We start from the raw sequence: 12,478 nt of genomic DNA on the forward strand, positions 1-12,478 counted from the left end.
ACGAAAAGTTGTTGGCAACACCGTCGACGGTGATGCGCTGCCATGAAATGCGCTGAAGGTTCTTGACGGCACCGATCGCGCAATCTTCGCGCTCGAGCACGGGTCCCTGTTCGATATGCAGCTCGAGATAGACGTGCGGCTCCAGAAACCAGGGCTCCTGGGTGCCGGGATAGCCAATGTCCAGCCGCCTTTCGCCAAGCACAGATCCGTCCGTGCCGACGGTGGACAATGCGTCGTCAACCGACAGTCCGCCGACATAGACCACCAGGGAACCCACCCCATCGGGCGCGTAGCGCACGCCTTTTTCGTTGGTGAAGGCTGCCACGGCTATTGGACGCGATGGCGCGAACCCGCCTTCCCCCAGCGTCTCGATCAACTCCAGTCCGGCGAGAACGCAGTAGCATCCGTCGTAGATCCCGGCATTGATCGCCGTGTCGACCTGCGAGCCAATTAAGATGGGTGCATTGCCCTCATCCCCGCCGGCATTCCAGATGCAGAAGATGTTGCCGATGCGGTCGATTGCGCCATCCAGCTCGGCCTCGCGACGCCAGGAGACGAACAGGTCGCGGCCTGCCCTGTCTGCATCCGAGGCTGCGAGGCGGGTGAGCTTTCCGTCTTCCCGGCCGACATCGCCAAGCTGACGGATGCGGCCGGCAAGCCGCTCTCGGTTGACGGAACCTTCGTTCATGCGGGAGCTCCTGATCGGACAGCGACATTATCCGGCGCAATTCCAACGAGTTGTGCGTAACGCTGCGGATCGGTCGCCCCTTCGGTGTTGATCACGAAGACACGGGAATTACCGTTCAAGCCGAGCGCCTCCCTTGCGGCCGGATCGTCCAGCGCGCGGATCAGGCCAGCCAGGCCGGCGGCGCCGCTTTCCCCGGCGACAACAGGCGGATCGCCGGCGGACGGGCGTGCCAGCCGGTTCATAACAGCAATCGCATCCTCCTCGTCCACCGTCATGAAGGCATCGGCCACGCGGGACAGGATACGCCAGGCGACCGGTGACGGATCGTAGCACTCCAGCATGGCCATGACAGTCGGTTCGCCATGCCGGATCTTAACTGGGCGGCCCGCCCTGGCCGCTTCGAACATGCAGGCGGCCCGTGCGGGATCGACCACGGTGAAGATTGGCCGCGCCGCTCCGAAAACCGCGAAGAGGTGGGCCGCAACGGCTGCGGCAACGCCGCCGACACCACACTGCACGAAGACGTGGGTCGGAGGGGACGGCATCTGGCGCAGCGCCTCCCGCACCATCGCGGTATAGCCCTGCATCACCAGCCCCGGGACCCGCTCATAGCCGGGCCATGACGTATCCGAGACAATCATCCACCCCTTTTCGGTCGCGACGCGTGCGGCCTCGGCGACCGAATCGTCGTAGTTGCCGTCGACCCGGACAATCTCCGCCCCGAAGCGGGCGATGGCGGCCACGCGTTCGTCGCTGACGCCTGAATGCACCGAGATGACCGACCGGGCGCCGACAAGCTTCGCTCCCTGTGCCACCGAGCGGCCATGATTGCCATCGGTCGCGCAGGCGAAGGTCATGGTTGCGGCGACGGCCCGGACGTCCGGGATCTGCAGCTCGGACACATCCACCGCACGACCGAGACGCAGTGCAGCCTCGTCAAGCACGAGGCGGATGACGGCATAGGATCCGCCGAGGGCCTTGAAGCTGCCGAGGCCGAGGCGGTGTCCTTCGTCCTTCACATGGATGGACGCAACACCGAGCGCTCGGGACAAAGCCGGCAAAGCGTGCAGCGGCGTTTCCGCGTGGTTTTCGCGATGCCGGAGATACCGCTCGGCGTTTTCGGCCGCCTCCAGGCCAAGCGTCTCGGCGTCGGTTGCGGACACAGCCGTGTTGTAGTCGATGTGAGTATTTTTCAAAAACATGTCGATCGCTCCGTTCGCCAAGGATATATTGCAAGCGAGGCGAAAAATGCGCTGCATTTGCGCGCCTCATTTGCAAGTTTGTTTCGTGGAGCACCCGATGCCATCCAGCCGAGCGGCGCTCGACGCGTTCGACATCGCAATCCTGCGGATCCTGCAGCAGGACAATACCACGCCGCAGCGAACGATCGGAGAGGCAGTCAATCTGTCGGCGCCCGCGGTCCAGAGGCGGATCAAGCGCATGGAGCAACGCGGCGTCATCCGGCAAAATTCAGCCCTGCTCGATCCAGCCAAGGTCGGCCAGCCGATCACGATCTTCGTGGAGGTGGAGGTCGAGAGCGAGAGAACGGATCTGATCGATGTACTGAAACAAAGCTTCGCCGCCGCTCCCGAGGTGCAGCAGTGCTACTATGTCACCGGTGAGGCCGACTTCGTGCTGGTGGTGCTCGTGCCCGACATGGCGCACTACGAGCGACTGACGCGGCGGCTATTCTTCGATAGCGGCAACGTCCAGAAATTCAGGACGTTCGTCGCCATGGACAACGTCAAATCGACGCTCTCCGTGCCGCTCTGATCCTGCGCCAGCTTTCGGCTCACCGCGCCGGGGCGCCATCAAGCACGCGCAACTGGATACGCCGGGAGCCCTGATAGTGGTCGGCACCCAGCGAACCCGCGACATGAACGTTGGCACCACGCGAGTTCAAAAACAGGTTGCCGAGCTGCGTATCGGCGGCACGGAAGGCAATTCCGTCGAGACGAGCGCCGTCCATTGCTTCGAGCGCCACCTTCACATGCTTTTCGCCGACAATGCGGGCATCGCGCACGCGGTGCGCGGGAATCGCAAAGATCGGCTGCGCGTGACCGGATCCATAGGGACCTGCCGTCTCCAGGCGGTCGATCAGGTCGATGGTCGCACCGCTTGCGCCGATCGCGCCATCGATCTTCAGCGTCTCGTTGGCGACGAGGCTCGCCACGGTCTTCTCGGCGCGCTCCGAGAAGAAGCTGCGCAGGCGGCCAAGCTTTTCGCGCTCGACCGTCAATCCCGCCGCCATCGCATGGCCGCCGCCTTTGACGAGCAGGCCTTCGTCGACGGCCGCGCGCACCATCTTGCCCATGTCGAAACCGTTGATCGAGCGTCCCGAGCCGGTGCCCTTGCCCGACAGATCGAATGCGATCGCAAAAGCCGGGCGCTTGAACTTCTCCTTGAGGCGCGCGGCAATCAGCCCGACGATGCCGGGATGCCATTTCTCGTGGGCGGTGACGATCACCGAAGCGCCCTCGCCGTCGCCATATTCGGCCTGTGCCTCTGCCTCGGCCTCTTGCAGCATCGCGGCTTCCATAAGCTGGCGGTCGCGATTGAGTTCATCGAGCTTCTGGGCAATCACTTCCGCCTCGCCGGTGTCCTCCAGCGCCAGCAGCCGGCTGCCCAGCGCAGCATCGCCGATGCGGCCGCCGGCATTGATGCGCGGGCCGATCAGGAAGCCGAAATGGTAGGGCGTCACCGGCCCGGCAAGGCCGGCCTTGCGAAACAGCGCCGAAAGCCCGACATTTCCCTGGTGGCGCGCGGCAATCAGGCCCTTCACGACGTAGGCCCGGTTCAACCCCTTCAGGGGAACGATATCGCAGACCGTCGCCAGCGCCACGATGTCGAGCCACTGCAAGAGATCGATAGCTCTTGCGCGCTGGTCGCCGGCCTCGCGCAACAGGCGCAACGTGGCAACGAGCACGAGGAAGACGACGCCGGCTGCGCAGAGATGCCCCTGACCGGAGAGATCATCCTCCCGGTTCGGATTGACCAGAGCGTGGCAGGGCGGAAGCTCGTGTGTCACCTGGTGGTGATCCACGACCACGACGTCGACATGACGGCTGGCGGCCGCGGCCAGCGCATCGTGGCTCGTGGAGCCGCAGTCGACAGTCACGATCAGCCGCGCACCGTTGTCGATCAACTGATCTATTGCGGCGGCGTTCGGCCCATAGCCTTCAAAGATGCGGTCAGGAATATAGATCGCCGCCTCGACACCGAAATGCGTCAGGAAGCGATACATCAGGGCCGAGGAAGAGGCACCGTCGACATCGTAGTCGCCGAAGATCGCCACCTGCTGTCGGCCGCGGATCGCCTCGACAAGCCGCTTTGCGGCCTTTTCGCAATCCGTCATCGTACAGGGGTCGGGCATCAGGTTGCGCAGCGTCGGATCGAGAAATTCGACAGCCTCGTCAACGCTCACGCCACGCCCGGCCAGGACGCGCGCAATCAGGTCCGGCAGGCCATGCATCTGTGACATCGCAAGCGCGCGGTTCTGGCCCGCCTGATCCAGCCGCGAAATCCAGCGATTGTCGAGAACGGATTTCTCCACGCCAAGAAACGCGCGCTGTACCGGATCGGAGGGTATTTCCACTCTGTCGCCTCTTTGCCTCGTCTGATGTCACCACCCCGGGACCGGAGCGACACGGGCACATCTAAGCGGCTTCCGGCTAGGTGGCAACGCCTGCCCGTTCCTTCTCCCCAGCGGGAAGAAGGAATTTCTGCGGATCAGTTCTCTTTCGGGCGCTCGATGCGGATGACCTGGGGCTCGCCGACGTGGAAGCCCTCTTCCTTGATCGCATTGACCGCCTTGCGCACCGAGTGCTCGGTGGTCGCATGGGTGACCATGATGATCGTCTGGTGGTGCGAAGGCGCCAGGTGTTGCTTTGAGCGCTGAACGATCGATTCGAGCGAGATCTGGTTCTCGGCCATATGGGTGGCGACGCTCGCGAAGACGCCGGTGCGGTCGAGCACGGTCAGGCGGATGAAGTAACCGCCCTCGTGGCTCTGCATCTGCGCCTTGCGGTAAGGCTCCAGTGACTTCGCGGGATGGCCGAGGACCGGAACCTGTTGTACGCCCGGGCGGCTCTTGGCGATGTCGGCGATATCGCCGAGGACGGAAGACGCGGTCGCGTTGCCGCCCGCACCCGGACCGACCATAAGCAGTTCGCCGAGCACGTCGGATTCGATCGCCACCGCGTTGGTGACGCCATCGACTTGGGCGATGACGGAATCGATCGGCACCATCGTCGGGTGCACACGCTGCTCGATGCCGGTTTCCGTCCGCTGCGCAACGCCGAGCAGCTTGATGCGGTACCCGAGATCGGCGGCGGCGTGAATGTCCTCGATCGAGATGTTGGTGATGCCCTCGAGATAGATGTCGTCGACCGCGATCTGGTTGCCAAAGGCGAGCGTCGTCAGGATCGAAAGCTTATGGGCGGTGTCGTTGCCCTCGATATCGAAAGCCGGATCGGCTTCGGCATAACCGAGACGCTGCGCCTCCTTCAGGCAATCGGCGAAGGAGAGGCCTTCCTTCTCCATCTTGGTCAGGATGTAGTTGCAGGTGCCGTTCATGATGCCGTAGACGCGCGCGATCGTGTTGCCCGTCAGAGATTCGCGCAGCGCCTTGATGACCGGAATGCCCCCGGCAACAGCTGCTTCGAAATTCAGTAGCGCGCCCTTCTCTTCCGCAATCGTCGCCAGCTCGACGCCATGATAGGCAAGCAGCGCCTTGTTGGCTGTCACCACGTGGAGACCACGCTGCAGTGCCGCGCGAACCGAAACATTGGCCGAGCCTTCGGCACCGCCCATCAGCTCGACGAAGACGTCGATATCGCCCTTTGCCGCGAGGTCTTCCGGCCGATCGAACCACTCGATACCGCCGACATTGATGCCGCGGTCCTTGGTCTTGTCGCGAGCTGAAACGCCCGTAATCAGAATCGGACGGCCGCATGTTGCGGCAAGCTCGTTGCTGCGCTGCTGAATGATACGGACAAGCGAAGCACCAACGGTACCCAAGCCCGCAATGCCAATTTTGAGGGCATCTGCCATGGATCGATCCTGAAATTTGTTATGATAGGCATCCGCCGGAAGAGGCTGCCGTTTAGGGATTATATCATCGGTGTGCGTTCAGCGAGACGACATTGTGCATCGTCTGGTCCGAAGTGGACATGAACTTCTTGATGTTGCGGGCGGCCTGGCGGATACGATGCTCGTTCTCCACCAGTGCAAGGCGCACGTAATCATCGCCCTGTTCGCCAAAGCCGATACCGGGAGCCACGGCTACATCGGCCTTCTCGACCAGCAACTTGGAGAACTCCAGCGAACCGAGATGCCGGAACTTCTCCGGGATCTTTGCCCAGGCAAACATCGTAGCAGCCGGCGGCGGCACGTCGAAGCCAGCCTTGCCGAAGGATTCGACCATGACGTCACGGCGCCGCTTGTAGACGCTGCGAACCTCCGCAATGTCAGTGCCGTCTCCGTTCAGCGCGTGCGTGGCAGCAACCTGGATCGGCGTGAAGGCGCCGTAGTCGAGATAGGACTTGACGCGAGTCAGCGCCGCGATCAGGCGCTCGTTGCCGACGGCAAAGCCCATGCGCCAGCCGGGCATGGAAAAGGTCTTCGACATCGACGTGAACTCGACCGCCACATCGATCGCACCCGGAACCTCCAGAACGGAGGGCGGCGGGGCGTTGTCGTCGAAATAGATCTCCGAATAGGCGAGATCCGACAGCACGATGATATCATGCTTCTTGGCGAAGGCGATGACGTCCTTGTAGAAATCCAACGTCGCAACATAGGCCGTCGGGTTCGACGGATAGTTGAGGATCAATGCGATCGGCTTGGGGATCGAGTGCTTCACCGCGCGCTCCAGCGGCGGAAAGAAGCTTTCGTCCGGCTCGACCGACATGGAGCGGATCACGCCGCCTGCCATCAGGAAGCCGAACGCATGAATCGGATACGTCGGGTTCGGGCAAAGGATGACATCGCCCGGCGCAGTGATCGCCTGTGCCATGTTGGCGAAGCCTTCCTTGGAGCCCAGGGTCGCAACGACCTGGGTATCCGGATTGAGCTTCACGCCGAAACGGCGGGCGTAGTAGGCAGCCTGGGCACGGCGGAGGCCGGGAATGCCCTTGGAGGAGGAATAGCGATGCGTGCGCGGATCCTGAACCACTTCGCACAGCTTGTCGACGATCGCTTTCGGTGTCGGAAGGTCGGGGTTTCCCATGCCGAGATCGATGATATCGGCGCCGCCCGCTCGCGCGCTAGCTTTCAAACGGTTGACCTGTTCGAAAACGTAAGGCGGCAAACGGCGGACTTTGTGAAACTCTTCCATCTCTTTCCCCACGGAAATGCGGCCACTGCGGCCGCGCTCGAAGTTCGTCCTAATTCCGGGCTGCTCGCGATACGAACTTCACAATCGCCAGCGCCGTATTGATCAGACTTTCAACGCGCGGCGATTCTTTGGCGAAACGCCGCACAGACCGCGCATTATCAGGAAAATTTCATCTTCCGCTACTGACGAAAGGCTTTGCTTCCAAATCGCCTCGAAGGCAAGGCCTAATTGGCAATTTTGGAGAGCGTGTCGGCGCCATGCTGTTTGGCAAGCTTGCGGTATTCGGCCACGCGGCGCTGATACTCAGCTTCCGAAATCGCCCCCGCCTTGCGCTGCGCACCGAGCGCCGTCAGCTTCTGCTGCAGGTTTCCGGCTTCCTCGTCGCTCATCTGTACGTTCGCGGCCGTCAGTGGCGCACCGAATCCGGGATAGCCGTCCTTGTAGTGCGACAGGCCGCTCTCTGTGGGCGCAGCACCCTTGGTTGGTTCCATGACCACGGGGGTCGGGGCCGCCTGCTTCGCAGCGAAGGCCGCCTTTTCCTCCGGCGTTCGCATGCATCCCGCAAGCGCCATGGCCGCGGCGGCGCCGATCAGCGCGATGCGGGTCACGTTTGCGATGGTGCGAATGCCGTTCTTCGTCATGCCAGAGGTTCCAGATGCTTAAGCTGCTTCGACTTGTTAAATTCGCCGCCGGCACAAAGCAATAGCATGAACGCCCCTCAGCGGAACTTGTTTTCTCGATCCATCCAGATGTACAACTTGATTTGCAGAAACATGCTGCCGCCGGAGGATGCACGTGACCGACAGCAAGCAGGCGAACGGCGAACGGGCGAAAGCTCCGGGCTTTGACGCGAAGGACCTCGATCCTTACCTTATGAAGGATCCCCAGGCGATGGCGCTGAATTTTGCCCGTGCCCTGGAGAACCTAGGCAAAGCGGCTTCTGCGTGGCTTGCACCCCGCGAGCGCGGGGAGATCAGCGAGAATGCCGTCGAGCCCATGACCGACATGGTCAAGACGTTGTCCAAGGTCACCGAGTACTGGATCTCGGACCCGCGGCGTGCCCTGGACGCGCAGACACAACTGATGGGTAGTTTCTTCGGTGTCTGGATGCGCTCGATGCAGCGTATGCAGGACGAATCGGCCGCGCCCGAGCCGGAGCGCAGGGACAAGCGGTTTTCGGATGAGGACTGGCAGAAGAATCCCTTCTTCGAGTTTCTGAAACAGGCCTATTTCGTCACCGCTGATTGGGCCGAGAAGTTGGTATCCGAGACAGAGGGCCTCGACGAGCACACCCGCCACAAGGCTGGCTTCTACGTCATGCAGATCACCGCCGCCCTTTCGCCGACCAACTTCGTTGCCACCAATCCGCAGCTCTACCGCGAGACCATCGCGACCAGCGGCGAGAACTTGGTACGCGGCATGAAGATGCTGACCGAGGACATCATGGCCGGTCATGGCGATCTTAAGCTGCGCCAGACCGACATGAGCAAATTCGCGGTCGGGCGCGACATGGCTATGACGCCGGGCAAGGTCATCGCGCAAAACGACATATGCCAGATCATCCAATACGAGCCCACGACGGAAACGGTGCTGAAGCGCCCTCTCCTGATCTGCCCGCCATGGATCAACAAGTTCTATATCCTCGACCTCAACCCGCAGAAGTCCTTTATCAAATGGTGCGTCGATCAGGGGCACACGGTATTCGTCATCTCCTGGGTCAATCCGGACGCGCGCCATGCGCGGAAAGACTGGGCAGCCTATGCCCGCGAAGGCATCGACTTCGGCCTGGAGACGATCGAAAAGGCGACCGACGAGAAGGATGTGAACGCGATCGGCTACTGCGTCGGCGGCACGCTGCTCGCGGCCACGCTTGCGCTGCATGCCAAGGAAAAAAACAAGCGCATAAAGACCGCGACGCTCTTCACCACGCAGGTGGATTTCGCCCATGCGGGCGACCTGAAGGTCTTCGTCGACGAGGAACAGCTGACACGGCTTGAAAGGCATATGGAGGAGATCGGCTACCTCGACGGCTCGAAGATGGCGATCGCTTTCAACATGCTGCGCGCTTCAGAGCTCATATGGCCTTATGTCATCAACAACTATCTGAAGGGCCAGGAGCCCATGCCCTTCGATCTTCTCTTCTGGAACGCCGATTCGACCCGCATGGCAGCAGCAAACCATGCCTTCTACCTGCGCAACTGCTATCTTAAAAATGCGCTGACAAAGGGCGAAATGGTCCTCGACGGCCAGAACGTCTCGCTCAAGGACGTCAAGATCCCGATCTACAATCTGGCGACGCGCGAGGATCATATCGCTCCTGCAAAATCGGTGTTTGTCGGGAGCCAGTTCTTCGGCGGAACGGTCGATTTCGTGCTTGCGGGCTCCGGCCATATCGCGGGCGTCGTCAATCCGCCGGACAAGAAGAAGTATCAATATTGGAGCGGGGGCGCCGTCAAAGGCGACTATGAGACCTGGCTCGGCGCAGCAGAGGAATTCGCCGGCTCATGGTGGCCGCATTGGCAGACGTGGATCGAAGCCAAGGATGCAAAGCGCGTTCCGGCACGCAAGCCGGGAGGCGCCGCGCTGAACGCGATAGAGGAAGCACCGGGCAGCTATGTGATGGAGCGGACCTGAGGGAGCGGGCCGGTTTCCAACCAGATCACTCGAAGAAGATCAGGGTTGCCGGCGATGGCAGCAGCGGCTTGGCGACGATATCGCGGAAGCCTGCGAGCCTCGCCATATCGGCGAATTCCCGCGCGGTATAGGCATCGCCCTTCGGCGTCGTCGCGAGCATCACCCAGGCAAATCCAGCTGGAAATTCGGGCGACACCCGGTCATCGTTCGGAACGAACTCAACGACAGCAACCCGGCCCCCGGGCGCCAAGCTCGCATGCGCCTTCTTCAAAAGCATGACACAGCCATCGCTATCGAAATGGTGAAGGAAGTTCGGCAGCAGCACGAGGTCGTATCCAATGCCCCAATCAACGTCGAAGGCGCTGCCCGGCACGAAGCTGAAGCGGGCAGCCACGCCGGCATTGTCGGCATTCTGCTCGGTCACGGCCAGGACCGGCTTCCAATCCAGAGCGACAATCCGGGCGGACGGCGCCACCTTGGCAATCTCGATCCCGAAGGCTCCCGGACCGGCAGCGATGTCCAGTACCTTGGCCGGCAGCTTCGCCCATCCTGCGACCTCGGATGCCAAAGCCTGCGCGCTGCCCCCGGTGAACGCACCCATGGCCCGCGCAAACCTCACCCACACGGGATTGTCGGGCGCGACGTTTGCCAGACCGACCGCGCCGCCGTTGCGCACGCAGGCGGACGGGTCGTCGAGGAACAGCGACAACATCTCCGGGGATGCCAGGAAATCGATTGCCGCCCCCATATAGGCAGGCGAACGCCGGTCGAGAAAGACCTGGCTGGATGGCGTCAGCGCGTATTCCTCACCAATTTTCGTCAGGAATCCTGCCACCACCAGAAAATCGAAGAGAATGCGCAATCCGCGCTCGGCATATCCGGACTCTGCCGCCACTGACTTTGTCGTTCGGCGTTCGCCGCCGATCGTGGTGAAGAGATCGAGTTCGATTGCAGCCTTCAGCGCAGCAGTCTTGCGGTATGCGAACATCCCCTCGACCACCAAGGCCGGCGAAACATCGCTGCCAGCCACACCATCCGTCGAAGACATCGGCTTCCCCTCCCAAGAGATCCAACGACACACTCTATAGCAGAAGCCGAACTGAATTACACGACCTCCTAATATGACATTCGTATCAGATGGATCGAGATCGTTTTTTCGGCCACCCCGACAGTACAGAGCAGCACCCCGAAAAGCCGTGACAACGGGAAAATCACGCGGGTGCAAGATCGCTGACGTGCCGGGTCGATGCAGATAAATCGATCACGTAAAGAAATTGGTTACCATAATTCGTCATCCTGCAAATCGGCGGTAAATGGCACCGGGCCGCAATTTGGCCCCGTTGCTCCGTTACCCGCCCCGGCGAAGAAGTATCCATGTGTCAGTACCGCCGGCCTAGTAACGCGTTGTGAAAGACGAGTGCCATGGCGTTTGCGGTCGAAGTGTTTGCCAATACCAGGCCTATAGGTAAGTCCATTTTTCGTTTACGCCGCTCATTCCGCATTCTCTCAGGTGCAACTCTCTTTGGTGCCGGCTTTGCCGCTTCCGCGTGGGTCGTTACGACCGTGGCGGCGATGCATGCGATAACGCCTTCTCCGCAACCCGGATCGCTGGCGGACATCGCGCTCAAGCCCAAGGTGGCGGCCATCGCGCCGGCCAGGGAACGCATCGTCCACGTCACGAAATTTTCGCGGCTGGGCGCGCTGACGGCCAAGGGCGACCGCGTTGTTACGCCATCCGCTCTGACGACGGCGTTTATCGGCAGCTCCGCACCACTCGCTGTTGCCGAATCCAATCCACCGCAGGCCACGACACTGGCCGCCGCGGCACCGGTTGAACGAGAGTCAAAGGACGACGCTCCGGCGGCAGCGCCCGCCATGGCCAGCGCCAGGTCGGACGATCGCATCGTCATTCCATCGAAGGAAGAAGTCGCGGCGCTTGAAGGCCCTGCTCTTCTGGCGCTCCTCGCTCCGCCGCCCGCAGCAGCCGGGCCTGCGGCGCAACCCGCCCGCAACTCGATGATCCCCGAAAAGCCTCGCGCGGTCGAGGTTGCAAGCGTTGCGGCCGATGCCGAAATGAAAGACGCGGCAGGAGAAGGCTCTGCCCAGCCATTCGATCTCGTCTTGAACAACAGCAACGCTACCGTGCCATTGCCTATGGCGCGTCCGGACGGCTTGAACAAGCGAGCGCCGGCAGCCGAGCGTGCAACCGGTCCCGCAGAACCGGTGCTTGCCTATGCCCGACCTGACGTCGGTGACGACGAGGGCGAAATCCCTGTCGTTCCCAAGCGGCTTTCAAATCCGATCGCCCGAAATGGCGTCGCCGTCTACGACATCTCCGCCAATGTCGTTTACCTGCCGAACGGCGAACGCCTGGAAGCCCATTCAGGCCTCGGCAAAATGCGCGACAATCCGCGATACGTGCACGAAAAGAACAGGGGACCGACACCGCCACATACCTATGCCCTGACGATGCGCGAGAGCCTGTTCCACGGCGTGGAAGCGATCCGCCTCAATCCCGTCGGCGGCGCCGGCAACGTCTACAACCGCGTCGGCCTTCTTGCCCACACCTACATGCTAGGCGCCCGCGGCGATTCAAACGGTTGCGTTTCCGTCAGGGATTACAAGCGCTTCCTAGCTGCCTTCAAGCGCGGAGACATCCGCCAGCTCGTCGTCGTCACCAGCATGCCGAACAAGCCGGCTTCCACCCTCGCTTCACTGTTTTCATCACGATCGTAGGTGGCGAGTGGGGCTATTGGAGACTGCGTTTGCCGCTACTGGCGAATGCAGCGCCTCCCTTCCCGAGCCACATCGTCGCCGTC

The 12,478-nt window shown here is 61.8% G+C and carries 9 protein-coding genes and 1 pseudogene; 3 read left to right on the plus strand and 7 right to left on the minus strand.

Translation table 11 applies throughout. The annotated features are described in order from the left end of the window. Positions 1 to 7: 7 nt before the first annotated feature. Together AC1D2R_RS22510 and AC1D2R_RS22515 are read right to left on the minus strand one after the other, a co-directional pair. Positions 8 to 688: pseudogene (locus AC1D2R_RS22510) on the minus strand (Zn-dependent hydrolase); the annotation flags it as partial. Next, positions 685 to 1,890 carry a diaminopropionate ammonia-lyase gene (locus AC1D2R_RS22515; RefSeq protein WP_477970647.1) on the minus strand — a complete coding sequence of 402 codons (1,206 nt, stop codon included), beginning with the start codon at positions 1,888 to 1,890 and terminating at the stop codon, positions 685 to 687. The gene AC1D2R_RS22515 and the pseudogene AC1D2R_RS22510, both read right to left, overlap by 4 nt. A 97-nt stretch (positions 1,891 to 1,987) precedes the next feature. Between AC1D2R_RS22515 and AC1D2R_RS22520 the strand changes: the two genes are divergently transcribed. Further along, entirely contained in the window at positions 1,988 to 2,461 is a 474-nt protein-coding gene (locus tag AC1D2R_RS22520) for an Lrp/AsnC family transcriptional regulator (protein WP_477970649.1), read from the plus strand. 19 nt (positions 2,462 to 2,480) lie between these two features. On the opposite strand, the gene recJ is transcribed toward AC1D2R_RS22520, so the two are convergent. The 4 genes from recJ to AC1D2R_RS22540 all read right to left on the minus strand — a co-directional run bounded on the left by recJ (position 2,481) and on the right by AC1D2R_RS22540 (position 7,666). Then, positions 2,481 to 4,283 carry a single-stranded-DNA-specific exonuclease RecJ gene (recJ, locus tag AC1D2R_RS22525; protein ID WP_477970651.1) on the minus strand — a complete coding sequence of 601 codons (1,803 nt, stop codon included), beginning with the start codon at positions 4,281 to 4,283 and terminating at the stop codon, positions 2,481 to 2,483. 134 nt (positions 4,284 to 4,417) lie between these two features. Beyond that, positions 4,418 to 5,740 (minus strand): homoserine dehydrogenase, encoded by a 1,323-nt coding sequence (locus AC1D2R_RS22530; RefSeq protein WP_477970653.1) that lies wholly within the window; start codon positions 5,738 to 5,740, stop codon positions 4,418 to 4,420. A 64-nt stretch (positions 5,741 to 5,804) separates the two neighbouring features. After that, positions 5,805 to 7,025: an LL-diaminopimelate aminotransferase gene (locus AC1D2R_RS22535; RefSeq protein ID WP_477970655.1), complete on the minus strand. Its 1,221-nt coding sequence runs from the start codon at positions 7,023 to 7,025 to the stop codon at positions 5,805 to 5,807. Between the two features lie 224 nt (positions 7,026 to 7,249). Beyond that, positions 7,250 to 7,666, minus strand: coding sequence for a gas vesicle protein GvpG (locus AC1D2R_RS22540; protein WP_477970657.1), 417 nt, complete (start codon positions 7,664 to 7,666; stop codon positions 7,250 to 7,252). Positions 7,667 to 7,814: 148 nt separating this feature from the next. Between AC1D2R_RS22540 and phaC the strand changes: the two genes are divergently transcribed. Further along, entirely contained in the window at positions 7,815 to 9,659 is a 1,845-nt protein-coding gene (phaC, locus tag AC1D2R_RS22545; protein WP_477970659.1) for a class I poly(R)-hydroxyalkanoic acid synthase, read from the plus strand. A gap of 25 nt (positions 9,660 to 9,684) precedes the next feature. On the opposite strand, the gene AC1D2R_RS22550 is transcribed toward phaC, so the two are convergent. After that, a complete protein-coding gene (locus AC1D2R_RS22550) occupies positions 9,685 to 10,707 on the minus strand; it encodes a methyltransferase (RefSeq protein ID WP_477970661.1) in 1,023 nt (340 codons plus the stop codon). Between the two features lie 374 nt (positions 10,708 to 11,081). Between AC1D2R_RS22550 and AC1D2R_RS22555 the strand changes: the two genes are divergently transcribed. Next, entirely contained in the window at positions 11,082 to 12,395 is a 1,314-nt protein-coding gene (locus AC1D2R_RS22555; RefSeq protein WP_477970663.1) for a DUF2778 domain-containing protein, read from the plus strand. The last annotated feature ends 83 nt before the right edge of the window (positions 12,396 to 12,478 follow it).

Source organism: Rhizobium sp. P1_C7, from assembly GCF_056406295.1.

What these genes read in the sequence shown, in the direction of transcription:
- AC1D2R_RS22515 (WP_477970647.1), bottom strand. Translation starts at nt 1,890, where the DNA reads ATGTTTTTGAAAAATACTCACATCGACTACAACACGGCTGTGTCCGCA.
- AC1D2R_RS22520 (WP_477970649.1), top strand. Translation starts at nt 1,988, where the DNA reads ATGCCATCCAGCCGAGCGGCGCTCGACGCGTTCGACATCGCAATCCTG.
- AC1D2R_RS22530 (WP_477970653.1), bottom strand. Translation starts at nt 5,740, where the DNA reads ATGGCAGATGCCCTCAAAATTGGCATTGCGGGCTTGGGTACCGTTGGT.
- AC1D2R_RS22535 (WP_477970655.1), bottom strand. Translation starts at nt 7,025, where the DNA reads ATGGAAGAGTTTCACAAAGTCCGCCGTTTGCCGCCTTACGTTTTCGAA.
- AC1D2R_RS22540 (WP_477970657.1), bottom strand. Translation starts at nt 7,666, where the DNA reads ATGACGAAGAACGGCATTCGCACCATCGCAAACGTGACCCGCATCGCG.
- phaC (WP_477970659.1), top strand. Translation starts at nt 7,815, where the DNA reads ATGCACGTGACCGACAGCAAGCAGGCGAACGGCGAACGGGCGAAAGCT.
- AC1D2R_RS22550 (WP_477970661.1), bottom strand. Translation starts at nt 10,707, where the DNA reads ATGTCTTCGACGGATGGTGTGGCTGGCAGCGATGTTTCGCCGGCCTTG.
- AC1D2R_RS22555 (WP_477970663.1), top strand. Translation starts at nt 11,082, where the DNA reads ATGGCGTTTGCGGTCGAAGTGTTTGCCAATACCAGGCCTATAGGTAAG.